This is a genomic window from Rhizorhabdus phycosphaerae, assembly GCF_011044255.1.
Lineage (GTDB): Bacteria > Pseudomonadota > Alphaproteobacteria > Sphingomonadales > Sphingomonadaceae > Rhizorhabdus > Rhizorhabdus phycosphaerae.
The window spans coordinates 3,646,863-3,664,393 of sequence record NZ_CP049107.1 but is presented as its reverse complement, the minus strand read 5'-3'; the positions used below and the strand labels follow the sequence as shown (position 1 = coordinate 3,664,393).

The window sequence follows — 17,531 nt, the reverse complement described above, 5'->3', positions numbered from 1 at the left end:
ATGACCACTTCCTACCCTAGCCGCCCGCTGCGTCTGGGCACCCGCGGCTCGCCGCTGGCGCTGACCCAGGCCCGCATGACCATCGCCGCGCTGCGCCAGGCCCATGGCTGGGCGGAAGACGCGGTCGAGATCGTCACGATCAAGACCAGCGGGGACCGGATCCAGGACCGGCCCCTCGCCGAGGTCGGCGGCAAGGCGCTGTGGACCAAGGAACTCGACCGCGCACTCCAGGACGGCGAGATCGACTTCGCCGTCCACTCGATGAAGGATGTCGAGACGATCCGCCCGGCCGAAATAGCGATCGTCGCGATGCTGCCGCGGGCGGACGTGCGCGACCGGCTGATCGGCGCGACCAGCCTTGCCGCCATGCCGCCCTCGCCGCGCGTCGGCACCTCCTCGCCACGCCGCGCGGCCCAGGTGCGACGCGCCCGCCCCGATGCTCAGGTCGTGCTGTTCCGGGGCAATGTCGATACAAGGCTGGCGAAGCTCGCCGCCGGCGAAGCCGATGCGACTTTGCTCGCGGGCGCCGGCCTGGACCGCCTCGGCCGGCCCGACATCGGCCATCCCATCCCGATCGCCGACATGCTGCCCGCCCCCGCGCAGGGCGCGGTCGGGATCGAGACGCTGGCCGCCAATGCCGAGCTCCGCGCCATCCTCGGCGCGATCGACGATCCGCTCACCAACGCCTGCGTCTCGGCCGAACGGGCGCTGCTCGCGGCGCTGGGGGCCGATTGCCGCTCGCCCGTCGCCGCCCTCGCCGTCCGCTCGGGCACCGGCCTCCACATGCGCGCAGAAATCATGACCGGGGACGGCTCCATTTGCCGCTCGGGCGAGGCGATGCTGCTGCAGACGAGCGACGCGGCGACACTGGCCGCCCGGCTCCTGCACGATGCCCCGCCGGCCCTTGCCGAACTGTTCACCGGCGCATGAGCCGCCGTCCACTCGTCATCCTGCGGCCCGAGCCCGGCGCCGGCATCACCGCCCGCAGCGCCCTGGACCAGGGCTGGCGGCCGATCGTCAGCCCGATCTTCCATATCGAACCGCTCGCCTGGGAAGCGCCGCCCGCCGCCGATTACGACGCGCTTTTCGTCACCAGCGCCAATGCAGTGCGGCAGGCCGGCAAAGCACTGGCGCGCTATCGCGATATGCCCGCCTATGCGGTCGGGGCGGCGACGGCGCGCGCGCTCAAATCCGCAGGCTTCGCCCAGATCCGCACCGGGCGCGGCGATGCGGCGGCGATGATGCAGACCGCCGCCGCCGAGGGCATTTCCTCCGCACTGCATCTGGCGGGCGAAGACCATCGCGACAGCGAGCATCCGGACATCCGGCTCGACCGTCGCCTGGTCTATCGCAGCGCTGCGGCCGGACGGTTGAGCGAGAAGGCCGAGGCGGCGCTGCGCGCGGGCGGGGCGGTCGTGCTTCTCCATTCGGGCAGGGCGGCGGAGCGTTTCGCACAGCTTGCGGACGAGGCCGGGCTGGACCGGTCGACGATCGGGATCGCGGCGCTCGCGCCGGCGGTGCTCGAGGCCACCGGCCAGGGCTGGGCCGTCTGCGCCGCCGCCGACAAGCCCGATGATGCCGCCCTTCTGGCGGCTGCGGCGCGGCTGTGCCAATAATGGCCACCAGTAGCGAACGAAACGAGCCGACGATGCAAGAAACAGCCGAACCCTATGGGCGCCGCCGCCGGCCGATCCTGCCGATCCTGCTGGCACTGATCTTCGCCGTCCTGATCGGCATGGCGACCATGGCATGGCTGTTCTATCGCTATGACGAGCTGTCGGACTTCGTCAAACCCACGGTTCCCGTCATTGTCCCGCCCGCCGCACCGCAGGTGCCACCGACGCTCGGCAATATCGCTCCGCCGCCGGCAGCGGCCGTGGTCGAGACGATCATCGATCAGCGGATCGGCCAGATCGAGGAAAAGGTCGAGGATATCGATGAACGCACCGCCGCCGCGAGCAGCGAGGCGATGCGCGCCGAACGCCTTCTGATCGCCTTCGCCGCACGCCGGGCGATCGACCGGGGAGCCCCCCTCGGCTATCTCGAAGGCATCCTGCGCGAGAAATTCGCCGGCGCCGATCCCCGCGCCGTGGCAACCGTGATCAGCGCCAGCCGCCAGCCGGTCACCGCCGACATGCTCCGCGACCAGCTCGAAGCCCTGCGCCCGCAGCTGGAGGCGGGGGCCGAGGACGAAAGCTGGCTCGATGCGGTCCGGCGCGAGATCGACGGACTGATCGTCATCCGCAAGGCCGGCGTCCCATCGGCCGCGCCGGTCGACCGCTTCGCCCGCGCGCAGGATGCGCTGGCTTCCGGCAATGTGGAAAAGGCGCTTGCGGAGATCGCGCGCCTGCCCGCTCGGGCCTCGGCGGCAGGCTGGATCGCGGAAGCGCGACGCTATGTCCAGGCGCGGGCTGCGCTCGATCGCATCGAGAGCGCCGCCCTGCTCGAGCCCGCCCTGCCGGCGAGCCCGGCACGGACGGCCGCTCCTGCCCTATCTGCTACGCAGGTTCCGCCGGCTCCGCTCTCGGCGCGCTGACGCGATCAGAAATCGACGGCGATACCCTTGAGCTCCCAGTCGCCATAGCGTGTGGGATCCGGACCGTCGCGACCACCCGACTCAGCCGCCGGCCGGACCTCCTCCGGCTCGGGAACGGGCGGGCTCGGCGACAGATGTGCGGGAGCCTTGACATGTGGTGGGCGATTTCCGGCCATCTCTACTTTCCCTTGCTGGCGTTGCCCCCGGATCGCTCGACCTGCGATTGAACCGGGGGGCCATGTCCCCCACATTGTCATCCCGAGGAGCGATGACAAGATGAACATGTTCAGGACCACGATGCTTCTGGCGGCGCTGACAGCGCTGTTCATGGCGCTGGGCTTCACGATCGGCGGATCGGGCGGTGCGATGGTCGCGCTCGTCATCGCTGCCGGGATGAACCTGTTCACCTATTGGAACGCCGACAAGATAGTCCTGAAAATGCATGGCGCCCGTGAAGTGGACGCCGGCAACTGCCCCGAACTCGTCGGCCTCGTTCACAGCCTCGCCCGCCGCGCGAACATGCCGATGCCCAAGGTCTATGTTATCGACAGCGAGCATCCCAACGCCTTTGCCACAGGCCGCGACCCGGCGCATGCGGCGGTGGCCGCGACCACCGGCCTGCTCGCGATTCTCGACCGCGACGAGATCGAGGGCGTGATGGCGCATGAGCTCGCCCATGTCCGCAACCGCGACACGCTGATCATGACGATGACCGCCACCATTGCGGGCGCGATCTCGATGCTCGCCAATTTCGGCCTGTTCTTCGGCGGTGGCCGCGATCGCGACGGCGGGCAGGTGCTCGCGACCATCCTTGCGGTGTTCGTCGCACCCTTCGCCGCGATGATCGTTCAGATGGCGATCAGCCGGGGCCGTGAATATGGCGCCGATCGTGGCGCCGCCGAGATATCGGGCAAGCCGCATGCTCTCGCCTCGGCCCTGGCGAAGCTCGCTCATGGCGCAGCGCAGATTCCCAACCCTGTCGCGGAGCGGAACCCGGCGGCGTCCGCCCTATATATCGTGCCCGGCCTGAGCCGGGGCGGCGACAGTCTCTTTTCCACCCACCCGGCGACCGAGAACCGCATCGCGCAGTTGCAGGACATCGCCCGCGCCATGGGCAGCCTTCCGACGCGAGCGATGCCGCCCCTCGATCGTCCGGCCCCGCCGCCGGCTCGGAACGGCGCCGTGCCCTCGGTACCGAAGGCGCGTCCCCGGGGCAGTGCGCTGGACCCCAATCGCCGCCGCTGACGGACGGGGCCAATGAAGGGAAGGCGGCACCGGCTTCCCCCTCTCCGTTCCAGCGACTAAGGGCTGGTCGGTGAACAACTCTCCTCCCGGCACCCCCACCCGCCTCGCGGCGTTGAAGCTCCTCGATGCCGTGCTGCGGCGCGGCGTCCCGCTCGAGGCGGCGATGGACGGCGCCTGCGCCGAACTCGACCGTGGCGACGATCGCGCCTTCGCCCATGCCATCGCCGCCGAGACGCTGCGGCGGCTCGACGATCTCGACCGGCTGATCGACAGTGCGACCGAGCGACCGCTACCGCCCGACTCGAAGGCGCGGATGCTGCTCAGGATCGCTCTCGTCCAGGCACTGGCGCTCAAGACCCCGGACCATGCGGCGATCACCACCGTTCTGCCCTTGGCGGATGGCGGCCCGCGCAAGCTGATCCACGCCGTGTTCAGCCGCACGATGCGCGAGGGAACCGCCCTGCCCGATCCGCCCCACCTGCCTGCGGCGGTGGCCGAGCGTTGGCGGCAGAGCTGGGGAAACGACGCCGTCGAGGCCGCCCGCCTGTCGCTTGGCGCCCCCCCGCCTATCGACCTCAGCCTGAAACCCGGCGAAGACAGCGCGCTCTGGGCGCAGCGTCTGGACGGCATCAGCCTGCAGCCGGGCCATGTCCGCATAGCCTCCGGGCGCCGGATCGTGGACCTGCCCGGCTATGACGACGGCGTGTGGTGGGTTCAGGACATCGCCGCGAGCCTCCCAGCGCGGCTGGCAGGAGCGGGCGAAGGGCGGACGGTTCTCGACCTCTGCGCAGCACCGGGCGGCAAGACGATGCAACTCGCGGCCGCCGGCTGGCGCGTCACGGCGGTGGACCAGTCCGAACCCCGGCTAGAACGGCTGCGGGAAAATCTGCAGCGAACCGGCCTTTCGGCTGCGATCCACGTGGCCGACGCGACCGACTTCGCAGCCGACACCCCGTTCGATGCGGTGCTGCTCGACGCGCCCTGTTCGGCCACGGGCATCTTTCGCCGACATCCCGACGTGCTGCACCGGGCAACGGCAGCGATCACCCGGGACGCGGCGGAGCTCCAGCATCGGCTGATCGCCCACGCCGCCTCGCTGGTCGCACCGGGCGGGCGCCTGATCTACGCGGTCTGTTCGCTGGAAGCGGACGAGGGCGAGCAAGTCGCCAAGGGTTTCCTGGCCGGGCGTCCGGAGTGGCGCATCGACCCGGTGCACATCGACGAGCTTCCGGAGGGAATCGCACCGGACAAGGTCGGCCGCGTACGCGTGCGGCCGGGGGCGCTTGCCGACAAGGGCGGCGGCGATGGCTTTTTCGTCGCGCGTTTCGTCCGGAGCGACTGACCAACACCAAAAAACTGTACTCAACAGTACGTAATGATTGACAGAGCGCCGGAAGCACGGCAGGGCGAAAACTGTACCTCATAGTACAGGATTCGACATGCAGCCCGCTTCCGGAGTCCGGTGATGGCACCCAATGATGTTCCGGCCGAAACGCTGAGGGGCGGCCGCCTGCTGGCTGCGGGAATCATCCTCGCGCTCGCCAATTTCATGGTCGTGCTCGACACCACGATCGCCAATGTCTCGGTGCCGCATATCGCCGGCTCGTTGGGTATATCCGCCTCTCAGGGCACGTGGATCATCACCTCCTATGCGGTAGCGGAGGCGATCTGCGTGCCGCTGACCGGGTGGCTGGCGATGCGCTTCGGGGCAGTCCGCACCTTCTCCGTCGCCATGCTGGGGTTCGGGCTCTTCTCCGTTCTCTGCGGTGTTTCGACCACCCTGACCATGCTCGTCGTCTGCCGCGTCGGCCAGGGCCTGTGCGGCGGTCCGCTGATGCCCCTGAGCCAGACCCTGCTCCTGCGCATCTTTCCGAAGGAGCAACATGGGCAGGCCATGGGAATCTGGGCGATGACAACGGTCGTGGCACCCGTCCTCGGGCCGATTCTCGGCGGCGTCATCAGCGACAACTGGTCGTGGAACTGGATCTTCTTCATCAACATTCCGGTCGCGCTCTTCTGCGCAGCCGGTGCGACGATCATGCTGACGAAGTCCGAAACGATCCGGGTCAAGCTGGGGGTCGACACGATCGGTCTCGTCCTCCTCATCTTGTGGATCGGTGCGCTGCAGCTGATGCTCGACCTCGGCCGTGAGCATGACTGGTTCGAAGACGGCTTCATCGTCGGCCTGGGGATCGTCGCGGTGATCGGCTTCGTGGTCTTCGTGATCTGGGAGGTCACGGAGAGGGAACCGATCGTCAATATCCGGGTATTCCGGCATCGGGGCTTTTCGGTAGCGGTGGCAAGCCTCGCTTTCGCCTTCGGAACCTTCTTCGCCTCGGCGGTGATCATCCCGCAATGGCTCCAGACGAGCATAGGCTATACCGCGACCTGGGCCGGCTACACGACCGCCTTCACCGGCGTGCTGGCCGTTTTCATGTCGCCCGTCGCGGCGAAGCTGACCGAGAAATATGATCCGCGCGCCATCGTCTGCTTCGGCATCCTCGCGATGGGGCTCTCCTGCATACCGCGAGCGATGTGGACCAGCGACGCCGACTTCTGGACGCTTGCCCTGCCCCAGCTGATGCAGGGATTCGGGCTGCCCTTCTTCATCGTGCCGGTGACGATCATCGCGCTCGGCGCCGTCGATCCGGAGGAAACCGCTTCGGCCGCCGGCGTGATGAACTTCCTGCGGACGATGGCAGGCGCCGTCGCGACCTCGATCTCCACCTCCTGGTGGGACGACAGTACCCGGGTCGCGCGCAACGACATCGTCGCCAAGCTGCAACCGGCGGACACCCAGTCGATCCTGTCATCGATGGGTATGACGCTGGACCAGGCGCTGGCGACGATCGAGCGGCTGGTCGATCAGGAGGCGGCCGCGCTGGCGACAACCCAGCTGTTCGTCGCCTCCACGGCGATCTTCGCCATGGCGGCATTGGTAATCTGGCTCTCCCCCCGGCCGCCCGCGGACGTCGACACCAGCGCGGCGCACTGAATCGGCTTTCGTGCCATCGTCCTTCTGCCGGAACGATCGCTGCGCTAAGGAGAGGGGATGAACCCGACCCTGAGGCAACTCCGCTACCTCGTCGCCCTGGCCGACCATGGCAGCTTCACGCGGGGGGCAGCGGCGGAAGGCGTGTCGCAGCCCAGCTTTTCGGAGCAGATTCATCAGGTCGAGCGGCTCCTGAACGGACGCCTGGTCGAACGCGGCCGACGGGCGATCCTGACGCCACTTGGGCGGGAAGCGGTGGCAGCCGCCCGGCGGGTCCTGCTGGAGGTCGACAATTTCCTCGCGACCGCGCGGCGGTCGGACGATCCGCTGGTCGGGACGATCCGGCTGGGCGTCAGCCCGACACTCGGGCCTTATGTGCTGCCGCAGGTCGTGGCGCGGCTGCATTTGGTCAGCCCTTCGCTAAGGGTGCATGTCCGCGAGGGCCTGCCCAACAAGCTGACCGAACATCTGCTGAGCGGGATCCACGACGTCATTCTGGTGCAATTGCCGGTGGACGGCGGAAATCTGCACATTGAATCGCTGTTCCGGGAGCCGCTGCTGATCGCCATGGCGGCGGACGATCCGCTGCGTGGTGCCGACAATATAGGGCTCGACGATCTGCGCGGACGCGGACTCCTCACGCTGCAGCCCGAATATCGGATGAGCGATCAGATCGTGGCGCTGGCAGCCGCCGCCGACGCGCAGGTCCTGCGCGATTATGAAGGAACCAGCCTGGACGCCATCCGGCAGATGGCCGGCATGGGCATGGGCCTCGCCCTGCTGCCCGAACGCTATGTTCGGCAGGAAGTCCGCGAGGATGACGACGTCGTCGTCCGTCCCTTTGCGCAAGGCCGCTATTATCGCGAGATCGGTCTGGTCTGGCGCGCCGGGTCGGGCCGCGCGCCAGCCTTTCTTGCACTCGCGGATATGTTGAGACAAACGATTGCGTGACAAAGAGTTGCTGCACTGCAACCAATAGGAAATACCTATCGAACATATAGCTGAGGTCGGGCTAGACATATCGATCGACAATACCACCTTTGGGCATCGAACGTGGAGGTCATGGTGGCGGGACAAAAATATGGCGTGAGGGCGCTCGGGGGCTGGATCAAGCTCGTCCTCGCGCCCGATGCTGGCTTTCTGAAGATCGCCGCCGTTTATGGCGTTGCGATCTCTCTGCTGTCGTTGGCTACACCGATCTCGGTCCAGCTGCTTATCAACTCGGTCGCGAACACGGCGCTTCCCGCGCCGCTGTTCACCCTGTCATTGATCCTGTTCCTGCTGCTCGCCCTGTCGGGCATATTGTCGGCGATCCGGATTCATGTGATGGCGCGGTTCGAGCGGCGATGGTTCGCGCGGATCGTGGCGGAAATCACGCTGCGCGCGGTGCATGCGCAGAACCCGTTCTTCACCGACACGCTGCGCGGCGACCTGTTCAATCGCTATTTCGACCTGATGACGGTGCAGAAGGCGCTACCCAGCCTGATCATCGGCGGCTTCACCATCGCCCTCCAGGGCATCATCGGCCTGGCCGTCACGAGTTTCTACCATCCGTTCTTTCTCGCGTTCAACGCCGTGTTGGTGCTGCTCCTTTTCATCGTCTGGCAGTTCTGGGCGTCGGGCGCGATTTCCAGCGCCGTCGAAAAGAGCCAGGCGAAACACAGTGCGGCGCACTGGCTCGAAAGCGTCGGCAGTTCCAACGGCTTCTATAAATCGAGCCGCCACCTGACGCATGCCATCCAGCGTTCGGAAGCGCTCACGGCCGGATATGTCGCAGCCCATCGCAAACATTTCAGCTACACCTTCGCCCAAACGATCGCCCTGCTGTTCATCTACGCGCTGGCCAGCGCCACGCTGCTCGCGCTTGGGGGATGGCTGATCATCCGCGGAGAGCTGTCGATCGGTCAGCTCGTCGCGGCAGAGCTGATCCTTTCGGGGGTCTTTTACGGCATCTCGCAGTTCGGCACCTATCTCGAAGCGCTGTACGAGTTCGCCGCAGGCCTCGAGGAACTGTCGCTGTTCTGGGAAATCCCGCAGGAACAGGGGCAGACCGGCGGGACCGGACCGGCCGACGGATCGGTGAAGCTGCGGGGTGCCGAATATGGCGATCATCGCTTCGACTTTGCGATCGAAAGCGGGGAGCAGCTGGTCGTCATGGCAGCCGCGGGCGTGGAAGGCTCCCTGTCCCGCCTTCTCAAGCGCCACACCCTTGCCAGGCGCGGGATGGTCCTGATCGGCGGAGGGGATATTTCGGGTTTCGACATGTACCGGCTGCGCGCCGATATCATGGTGTTCGACCGACCCAGCTTCGTGGAGATGTCGATCCGCGACTATTTGCGCCTGGCCGCATCCGGTACGCAGGACGGCATGATCGGCGTGCTGGAGACGGTCGATCTGGCCGGGCGGATCAGCAGCCTCGAGAAGGGCCTCGATACGATCATCTCCAGTTCGGGCTGGCCGCTCTCGGTGGGCGAGCTGATGGCGCTCAAGCTTGCGGCGGCATTGCTCGCACGCCCCAAGCTGCTGGTGCTGTCCCCGCTCTATGATCTGTTGCCCCCGGACTGTCTGAACCGTGCTCTGGACAGGCTCCGCGAAAGCGGAACGACCGTGCTGCAATTCACCCGTCGTCCGGAAGGCATTGTGCGCGACGGCTATCTGTGGATTGGCGCAACCAGCCAGATGCGCTGCGAAACCGATGCCGACCTCATGGAAACGGCCAAGCGGGAAGGATCGGCAAATGCCCTTCAAGCCTGAACATATCCGGCATTTCCACACGCTCGCCTCGCTCCAGCCGCCGAGGATGGCGCGGGTCATCGCGTGGATACTGAGCGTTGCCATCGGGATCATCGCGATCCTGCTGTTCATCGTGCCCTGGGTGCAGACATCCGCCGGAACCGGGCAGGTCATAGCCCTGTCACCGCTCGACCGCGTCCAGCCGATTACCGCTCTGGTGCCAGGCCGGGTCGAGAAATGGTTCGTGCAGGACGGCCAGGTGGTCGCAAAGGGCGACAAGATTGCCCTGCTCGTCGACAACGACCCCAATCTTATTGCGCGGTTGCAGGCCGAACGGGCGCAGGTGGCGGCCGAAGTCGCCTCGGTCCAGCAGGCGATCGCGGTCGCGCAGCTCGATGTGAACCGCTCGGCACAGCTCTTTTCCGAGGGGCTGATCGCGCGGCGCGACTACGAAGCCACGCAGATCAAGGTCGCCGAACAGCAGGCAAAGCTGGCAGAATCGCGCGCCAAGCTGAACCGCGCCGACCTGGCCCTGAACCGCCAGTCCGCGCTGCTCGTCACTGCGCCGCGCGACGGACGGATACAGTCGATCAACGCGGTCGCCGGCGCCACGCTCGTCACCGCGGGCAGCCAGCTCGCGATGCTCGCGCCCGAAACCCCGGCACGGGTTATCGAGCTCATGATCGACGGCCGCGACATCGCGCTCGTCCGGCCCGGCCGGACGGTCCGCCTCGCCTTCGAAGGCTGGCCCGCGATCCAGTTCAGTGGCTGGCCATCGGTCGCGCAAGGCATGTTCGACGGGCGCGTCCGCTCGATCGACCCGTCGGCTCAGGCGACGGGCCTGTTCCGTGTCATCGTCGAGGAAGCCCCGGGCAAGGCCCCCTGGCCGGCGGCCGCCTATGTGCGGGTCGGCGCGAAAGTGCGCGGCTGGATCCAGATGGAAACCGTGCCGCTCGGTTACGAGCTGTGGCGCCAGCTCAACGACTTCCCGCTCGAGTTCCGCCGTCCCGCCCAGGAGTCCGAAGCCGGCTATCCTTCTGTCGCGACGAGCAAGGATCAGGGCAAATGATGCGTTGGCTCGTGACGGTGCTGGCAGCAATGGCGGCGCTCTTGCCGGCGCAGGTGGGAGCCGCTCCGCTGACGCTGGAGGAGCTGCTCCGCTCCTCCGCACAGCACGCGCCGGCCATCCTCGATGCCATCGCCAAACAACGCCAGATGGAGGGCCGCCGCCTCTCCGCGCAGGGCGCTTTCGACCTGCTGTTCGAAGCCGACGCGACCAGCCGGCTGACCGGCACCTATGACGGCACGATCATCGAGGGCAAGGCCAGTCAGCCGCTGCTGAGCAATGGCGGCGGCCTCTATGCCGGCTACCGGGTCTCGCGCGGCGACTTCCCCATCTATGAGGACAAATCCTTCACCAACCGGCTGGGCGAGGTAAAGCTCGGAGGCTATTTCGCGCTGCTCCGGGACCGTTTCATCGACGACCGGCGGGCGAAGCTGTCGCTGGCGGAGCGCGACATCGATATCGCCAAGCTCGACCGGGACATGGTGGCGATCGGGGTCCAGCGACGCGCGATCGACGCCTATCAAAACTGGGTCGCCGCAGGGCAGCGCGTTGCGATTTATCGCGACCTGCTGAAGCTTGCGACCGATCGTCAGCAATCGATCGAACAACAGGTAAAACGGGGCTCGCGGCCGGAGATTCTCGCGACCGAGAACCGCCAGAACATGATCCGGCGCGAAGCACTGCTGGTGCGCGCCGAGCAGGACCTGGCGGCTGCCGCTAACGCATTGTCGCTGTTTCTGCGCGACGAGGCCGGCACCCCGGTCGTGGTCGATCGCGGCCGGCTTCCAGAGAGCTTTCCGACCTTCAGGCTCCCGCCGACGAGCGCCCTCGAAGGCATGCCTGTGTCACGGCCCGATCTCGATGCCATATTGGTGCGCCTCGATCAGACACGCACCAGGATTCAGCTTGCCGAAAACGAGATGTCGCCCCGTCTCGACGTCCGCGCCGAGACCAGCAAGGACATCGGCCCCACCGGGCTCGGCGGGTCCAGCCGATCCCCCACCGAGACGATCGTAGGCCTGCGCTTTTCGGTTCCCCTGCAGAGACGCCAAGCGCGCGGGCGCATCGCCGAGGCCGAGGCCGAGGCGGAAAGCCTTGCCCTGCGCCGCAAGCTGCTCACCGAACAGATTCAGGTCGAGATCCGCGCCTTCTCGATCCAGGTCGACGCCACATCCAAGCTGGTCGGCCTGGCCGCCGACGAAAGCCGGCTGGCGAACCGCATGGCGGAGGCCGAGCGCCGCCGGTTCCAGCTGGGGGCGAGCGACTTCCTGCTGGTCAACCTGCGCGAGGAATCGGCCGCCGACGCGCGGCTTCGCCAGATCGACGCCGAATATCGGCAGGCTGCGTCCCGCGCCGAGCTGGTCGCGGCCACGGTCGACCGCGAACAGCTGGGGCTCTGAGCAGCGCCCCTCGATCACCGGCGATCTTCCCGATGGGAGACAGACGGTGTGCGTGGCACGACCCTCCGACCTTGCCCGCCCCTGCCCACATGGCTAATCGGAACGGATATGACCCAGCCCGTAAAGATCTCGCCCTCCATCCTCTCCGCAGACTTCGCCCGACTGGGCGAGGAAGTCCGGGCCATCGACGCGGCCGGCGCCGACTGGATTCACGTCGACGTGATGGACGGGCATTTCGTGCCGAACATCACGATCGGCCCGGCCGTCGTGAAGGCGCTGCGCCCGCACACGACCAAGCCGTTCGACGTGCACCTGATGATTTCGCCGGTCGATTCCTTCCTGGAGGACTTCGCCAATGCAGGCGCGGATATCATCACCGTGCACCCCGAAGCGGGGCCGCACACGCATCGCACCGTCCAGCGGATCAAGGCGCTCGGCAAAAAGGCCGGCATCTCGCTCAACCCGGCGACCCCGGCGAAGATGCTCGATTATCTGATCGAGGACATCGACCTCGTGTTGGTGATGAGCGTAAATCCGGGCTTCGGCGGGCAGAGCTTCATCGAAAGCCAGCTGCGCAAGATCGAGGCGATCCGCAAGATGATCGACAAGACCGGCAAGCCTATCGAGCTGGAGGTGGACGGCGGCGTCGATGCCAACACCGCGCCGCGCGTGATCGCGGCCGGAGCCACCGCTCTGGTTGCCGGCACGGCGACCTTCCGGGGCGGCCCCGACTGCTACGCCGCCAACATCGCCGGCCTCAGGAAAGGCTGAGCATAAGGCATGAGCGACGGGCCCGGCTTCGACGACGGCGTTGAGCCCGGCCGGCGCCTGATCCGCGTCGAGCATGACCGCAGCCATTCGCTCGCAGAGCGCGTCGCCGGACGGCTCCACGCTTTGTCCTGGCGCACGCCGGTTCACAATTTCCGGTTACGGGGCCGCTATCCGCTCAAGCTGCTCGACGTGCCGGTCGATCCGATCGAAGGGCTCGTACGCCTGGGCGGAGCGATGCTGGACGGCGAGATCGTCTGGCAGGGCGAGAGCGTCGCGATCGAGACGTTCGACTTCCGGCCCCGCACCATCTCCGCCGCGTTCAACGACCATCTCCAGAGCTTCGCCTGGCTGCGCGACCTGAGCGCGGCAGGCCCCCGGCTGCGGGTGGCGCCGATCGCCGAGTTGCTGACCCGGCGCTGGCTGGAGAATTGCGGCCGGCAGGTTCATGAAGCGGCCTGGCGTCCCGACCTGTGGGGGCGCCGCATCCTGTTCTGGGGATGCCATGCTCCGCTGATCGTCTCCACCGACGAGTTGCGCGGCCCGGTGCTGAACACGCTGAGCCGTGGTGCCAAGCATCTCGATCGCAGCGCAGAAAAGGCCGCCCCCGGCCTACCGCGCGTGGCAGCCTGGGCGGGCGTGACCGCTGCGGGACTGCTGATCCCGGGCGGCGAACTGCGCCAGCTCCACGGAGAACAAGGCCTCACCCGCGCATTGGAGGCGGCGCTCCATCCCGATGGCGGAATTGTAAGCCGCTCCCCGGTGGAGCAGATCGACCTTGTCGGCCTGCTCGCCATGCTGCGCAAATATTATGAGATGCGTGGCCAGCGATTGCCCGCACCGCTGCTGGACGCGCTCAACCGGGCCGTGCCACCGCTGCTCGGTCTCACCATGGGCGATGGCGGCCTGTCGAGCTGGCAGGGCACGGCGCCGATCGATGGGGGCCGGATCGACGCGGTGGTCGCGGGATCGGGGATCCGCGGTCGGCCGCTGCGGCAGTCGCGCGACTGGGGTTATCAGCGACTGGCGAACGGCCATACGCGGATCATCGTCGACGCCGCACCGCCGCCCGTGTCGCGCTTCGCACGCAACGCCTGCGCCTCGACGCTGGCTCTGGAGATGTCGGACGGGCCCTGGCGGCTGATCGTCAACTGCGGCGGCGGGCGCGGCGCGAACAATGCGCTCCACCCGGAGCTCGCCCAGGCGCTGCGCAGCACCGCCGCCCATTCGACGCTGGTGCTGGCCGACAGCAATTCGACCGCCGTCCATGACGACGGAACACTCGGCAAGGGCGTCACCGAGGTCGAGGTGGAACGGCGCGAGGACATGCAGGGAAGCCGCATCGACATGCGCCATGACGGCTATGTCCGGCGCTTCGGCTTCGCCCACCGGCGGGTCATCCAGATCGGCCAGGGCGGTCGGCAGGTGAAGGGCGAGGATCATCTCCTTCCCTCCGGTCGCCGCTCGAAACAGACCGAGACCAGCTACGCCATCCGGTTCCACCTCGCGCCCGATGTCGACGTTTCCGCGACGGCCGATGGCAGCGGGGCGCTGCTGCGCATCGCGGAAGGCGCGCTGTGGCGCTTCAGGGCGAGCGGCGGAGAGGTCGCTATCGAAGACAGCATATGGATCGATTCCCGCGGCAGGCCGCAGTCTATCCGCCAGTTGGTGATCGCCGGATCGGTCCCGGCCGAGGGCATCGAGATCGGCTGGAGCCTTCTGCGTTCGGAATGAAAGCGTGTCGGGCCACGGCATCACATAAGCGCTGCGGCTTGGCCGACAACAAAGAATGGAGAGTGAAGCCATGAACCAGAGCGTGATCCTGACGGTTGTCGGCAGCGATCGTCCCGGCCTGACCAAGGCCCTCGCCGATGCGGTCTATCAGGTCGGTGGGAACTGGCTCGAAAGCCATTTGTCGCGCCTCGGCGGGCAATATGTCGGGTCTGTACTGGTCGAGCTTCCGGCCGGACGCCTGGGCGATCTGGAAGCTGCTGCGCAGGCGATCGACGCGACCGGCCTGTCGGTTGCGATCTCTCCGTCAGTCGCCCCCGCCACCGACCGCGCCGGAGACGTTCTGGCGATCGAGATCGTCGGCCAGGACCGCCCCGGCATCGTCCGCGAGGTCACGACGGTGCTCGCGGGGCTTCACGTCAACATCGAGGGATTTTCGAGCGAGATCGAAGGCAGCGCCTGGTCCGGCTCTCCTCTGTTTCGCGGGCAGGCGCAGCTGCTGCTCCCGCCGGGACTGTCGGTCGATCGCCTGCGCGAGGCGCTCGAGGACATATCCGGCGAGATCATGGTCGACTTTCCCGATGGTCGCTCCAACGACTGAGCGAGAGAGCGCTCAGCTGGCGGCCTTCTCGGCGGCGATCGACCGCAGCGCTTTCTCGAACGCCTCGGGCGGCTGCCCGCCCGAGATGAGATAGCGGCCATCGACGACCACCGCCGGAACCGAGCTTATCCCCTGGCGCTGCCAGAGAAGCTCGGCCTCCCGCACGGCTTCTGCATAGGCGTCGGAATCGAGGATCGAAGCGGCCTGATCGCGGTCCAGCCCGACCCGGCCGGCCGCTTCGATCAGTGCATCGCGATCGGCGGGATTGCCGGCGTCGGTGAAATAGAGCGCGAACAGGGCGTGCTTCAGCGCCCTCTGCCGATCAAGGTCTTGCAGACCGGCCCAATGGAGCAGGCGGTGCGCGTCGAAGGTGTTGTAGATGCGGCTGTCCGGGCCCATCGCCATCACGAAACCGAGCGCCGCCGCCCTGCTCCGGATCATCTCGCGCAGATCAGCCGATTTTTCCGGGCTGCTGCCATATTTGCGCTGGATGTGCTCGCCGATATTCTCGCCCTCGCGCGCCATCCCGGGATTGAGTTCAAACGGCTGAAAGCGAATGTCCGCCTCGACCTCCCCCTGGAGCAGGTCGAGCGCCTGTTCGAGCCCGCGCAACCCGATGACGCACCAGGGACAGGAAACATCCGAGACGAAATCGATGGTCAGCGTGGTCGTCATGGTGGGCTCCCTCTGCCTTTGCAGCAGCTTAGGCCCATTCGAGCGCCAGCGCCAATTGCTCGGCGGTCACCGACAGCTCTTCCTCGCCTTCGCCCAGGTTGGACAGCGTCACGCCCAGAAGCCGCACGCCCTGCTCCACGGGCTCGAGCGGCGCGAGCAGTTCCAGCGCCGTGCGGTAGAGGCTGTCCGCATCGGAGACGGGAGCCGGCAATGTCCGCGCCCGGGTCAAGGTGCGGAAGTCGGCGTAACGCAGCTTGATCGACACGGTCCGCCCCGCCTTGCCGGTCCGCGCGGCATGGCGCGCCACGGTATCGCTCGACTCGCGCAGCGCTGCGGCGAGATCGTCATGGGCGAACAGATCGTGGAAGAAGGTATTCTCCGAGCCGATCGACTTGCGCACGCGATCGGGGCGGACCGGCCGATGGTCGATCGCACGCGCGGCCAGATAGAAATAGTCGCCGGACTTGCCGAACTGCTGCGCAAGAAACTCGCGGCTGCACCGTCGCAGATCGGCGCCGGTGTGAATCCCCAGCTTCTCCATGCGCGCCGCGGTGACCGGGCCGACCCCGTGGAAACGGCCCACGGCGAGCGGGGCAAGGAAGGCGAGCCCCTGGTCGGGCCGGACTACGCATAGCCCGTCGGGCTTGTTGTGGTCCGACGCCAGCTTGGCGATGAACTTGTTGTACGACACCCCGGCGGACGCCGTCAGACCGGTTTCGGCCTTGATCCTCGCGCGGATCATCCGCGCAACCTCGGTGGCGGTGGCCGCGCCCTGGTGATTGCTCGTCACGTCCAGATAGGCCTCGTCGAGCGACAGCGGTTCGATCAGATCGGTGAACTCGGCGAAGATCTCGTGAATCTGGCGCGACACCTCCCGGTAGACTTCGAACCGCGGCCGGACGAACAGAAGATCGGGGCACAGGCGGCGTGCAAGGCCCGACGCCATTGCCGAGCGTACGCCGAAGCGCCGCGCCTCGTAGCTCGCCGCCGCGACCACCCCGCGTTCGCGCGTGCCGCCGACGGCGACAGGCTTGCCGCGCAGCGACGGATCGTCACGCTGTTCGACCGACGCGTAGAAGGCATCCATGTCGATATGGATGATCTTGCGGCCGCCCTCCGCGGCGGTCGGTTCGAAAGAGGATGGCTCGGGCCCGTCCATGGAACAAAGGAGATACAGGCATGATGAACCTCATGCCAGCACCGACAGCAGCCATTCAGCATGCCGATGTCAGGAACCCTCGCTGTCCCCGGGCGTTTTATCGGCGAAATATATGGAGAAGAACTATGGCTACCAGGACGACCAGCACTGGCGCGCGTTCGACCGGGACCCGCGCGACCGCAAAGCGTAACGGCACCAAGACGGCGACGACGGCTCGTAAGCGCGCGGCGCCCAAGGCGGCACAGTCGAGCCAGCCCGAAACGCTCGCAGGCGAGGCGCAGAAGATGGTGCGTTCGGTGCGCACCCGAGCAAGCCGGGCAGCACGCAATGTTCCGACCGACCGGACCAGCCTCTCGATCGCGGCAGGCGTCATCGCCGGTCTCGTGGCTGCGGGCGTGGCCATTTTCATGAACCGCGACCGCGTGCGCAGCGTCATCCACGACGGCACCGACAAGCTGCGCAAGGCGACCGACGATCTCTCGCGCAAGGCGCATGAGCGGATCGACGAGGCGCGCGACAATATCGAGAAGCTTCGCCAGCGCAACGACACGACCGGCAATGGCGCGGATTCGGTCGCAGCGATGCACTGATCATGGTTCGTCCGTCCTTTCGCGGGACAGGACGG

Annotated in this window: 17 protein-coding genes; 14 read left to right on the top strand and 3 right to left on the bottom strand. The window is 67.1% G+C overall.

The genetic code is table 11. The features are described 5' to 3' along the window. Genes hemC through G6P88_RS17045 form a run of 3 tightly spaced genes read left to right on the top strand, consistent with a single transcriptional unit; the run spans position 1 to position 2,536 of the window. The gene (gene hemC / locus G6P88_RS17055) at positions 1-930 is read left to right on the top strand and encodes a hydroxymethylbilane synthase (RefSeq protein WP_165324251.1); all 930 of its coding nucleotides are present in this window, start codon (positions 1-3) and stop codon (positions 928-930) included. Then, a complete protein-coding gene (locus G6P88_RS17050; protein ID WP_165324250.1) occupies positions 927-1,616 on the top strand; it encodes a uroporphyrinogen-III synthase in 690 nt (229 codons plus the stop codon). Before hemC ends, G6P88_RS17050 begins: the two co-directional genes overlap by 4 nt. Positions 1,617-1,648: 32 nt before the next feature. Continuing rightward, entirely contained in the window at positions 1,649-2,536 is an 888-nt protein-coding gene (locus tag G6P88_RS17045; RefSeq protein ID WP_226946621.1) for a hypothetical protein, read from the top strand. 5 nt (positions 2,537-2,541) lie between these two features. Here G6P88_RS17045 and G6P88_RS17040 read toward each other — a convergent pair whose 3' ends face one another. Next, positions 2,542-2,712 (bottom strand): DUF1674 domain-containing protein, encoded by a 171-nt coding sequence (locus G6P88_RS17040; RefSeq protein ID WP_165324249.1) that lies wholly within the window; start codon positions 2,710-2,712, stop codon positions 2,542-2,544. A 100-nt stretch (positions 2,713-2,812) separates the two neighbouring features. On the opposite strand from G6P88_RS17040, the gene htpX reads away from it, so the two are divergent. The 10 genes from htpX (at position 2,813) to G6P88_RS16990 (ending at position 15,072) form a co-directional block, all read left to right on the top strand. After that, positions 2,813-3,781 carry a zinc metalloprotease HtpX gene (gene htpX / locus G6P88_RS17035; protein WP_165324248.1) on the top strand — a complete coding sequence of 323 codons (969 nt, stop codon included), beginning with the start codon at positions 2,813-2,815 and terminating at the stop codon, positions 3,779-3,781. Between the two features lie 70 nt (positions 3,782-3,851). Continuing rightward, positions 3,852-5,123 (top strand): RsmB/NOP family class I SAM-dependent RNA methyltransferase, encoded by a 1,272-nt coding sequence (locus tag G6P88_RS17030; RefSeq protein WP_165324247.1) that lies wholly within the window; start codon positions 3,852-3,854, stop codon positions 5,121-5,123. A 123-nt stretch (positions 5,124-5,246) separates the two neighbouring features. Next, complete coding sequence (locus G6P88_RS17025) at positions 5,247-6,776, top strand: DHA2 family efflux MFS transporter permease subunit (RefSeq protein WP_165324246.1); 1,530 nt, start codon at positions 5,247-5,249, stop codon at positions 6,774-6,776. A gap of 57 nt (positions 6,777-6,833) precedes the next feature. Then, the gene (locus G6P88_RS17020; RefSeq protein WP_165324245.1) at positions 6,834-7,724 is read left to right on the top strand and encodes a hydrogen peroxide-inducible genes activator; all 891 of its coding nucleotides are present in this window, start codon (positions 6,834-6,836) and stop codon (positions 7,722-7,724) included. 111 nt (positions 7,725-7,835) lie between these two features. Further along, entirely contained in the window at positions 7,836-9,527 is a 1,692-nt protein-coding gene (locus tag G6P88_RS17015; protein WP_165324244.1) for an ABC transporter ATP-binding protein, read from the top strand. Further along, positions 9,511-10,575, top strand: coding sequence for an efflux RND transporter periplasmic adaptor subunit (locus G6P88_RS17010; protein WP_165324243.1), 1,065 nt, complete (start codon positions 9,511-9,513; stop codon positions 10,573-10,575). Before G6P88_RS17015 ends, G6P88_RS17010 begins: the two co-directional genes overlap by 17 nt. After that, positions 10,572-11,972 carry a TolC family protein gene (locus G6P88_RS17005; RefSeq protein WP_165324242.1) on the top strand — a complete coding sequence of 467 codons (1,401 nt, stop codon included), beginning with the start codon at positions 10,572-10,574 and terminating at the stop codon, positions 11,970-11,972. Before G6P88_RS17010 ends, G6P88_RS17005 begins: the two co-directional genes overlap by 4 nt. A gap of 108 nt (positions 11,973-12,080) precedes the next feature. Next, positions 12,081-12,743 (top strand): ribulose-phosphate 3-epimerase, encoded by a 663-nt coding sequence (rpe, locus tag G6P88_RS17000; RefSeq protein WP_165324241.1) that lies wholly within the window; start codon positions 12,081-12,083, stop codon positions 12,741-12,743. A 9-nt stretch (positions 12,744-12,752) separates the two neighbouring features. Next, entirely contained in the window at positions 12,753-14,474 is a 1,722-nt protein-coding gene (locus G6P88_RS16995) for a heparinase II/III family protein (RefSeq protein WP_165324240.1), read from the top strand. 70 nt (positions 14,475-14,544) lie between these two features. Beyond that, positions 14,545-15,072: a glycine cleavage system transcriptional repressor gene (locus G6P88_RS16990; protein WP_165324239.1), complete on the top strand. Its 528-nt coding sequence runs from the start codon at positions 14,545-14,547 to the stop codon at positions 15,070-15,072. Between the two features lie 12 nt (positions 15,073-15,084). On the opposite strand, the gene G6P88_RS16985 is transcribed toward G6P88_RS16990, so the two are convergent. Both G6P88_RS16985 and dinB read right to left on the bottom strand, forming a co-directional pair. Continuing rightward, positions 15,085-15,747 (bottom strand): DsbA family oxidoreductase, encoded by a 663-nt coding sequence (locus G6P88_RS16985; protein WP_165324238.1) that lies wholly within the window; start codon positions 15,745-15,747, stop codon positions 15,085-15,087. 28 nt (positions 15,748-15,775) lie between these two features. Next, positions 15,776-16,906, bottom strand: a complete 1,131-nt coding sequence (gene dinB / locus G6P88_RS16980; RefSeq protein WP_206335806.1) for a DNA polymerase IV — start codon at positions 16,904-16,906, stop codon at positions 15,776-15,778. A 125-nt stretch (positions 16,907-17,031) separates the two neighbouring features. On the opposite strand from dinB, the gene G6P88_RS16975 reads away from it, so the two are divergent. Then, positions 17,032-17,496, top strand: coding sequence for a hypothetical protein (locus G6P88_RS16975; protein WP_165324237.1), 465 nt, complete (start codon positions 17,032-17,034; stop codon positions 17,494-17,496). Positions 17,497-17,531 lie beyond the last annotated feature (35 nt).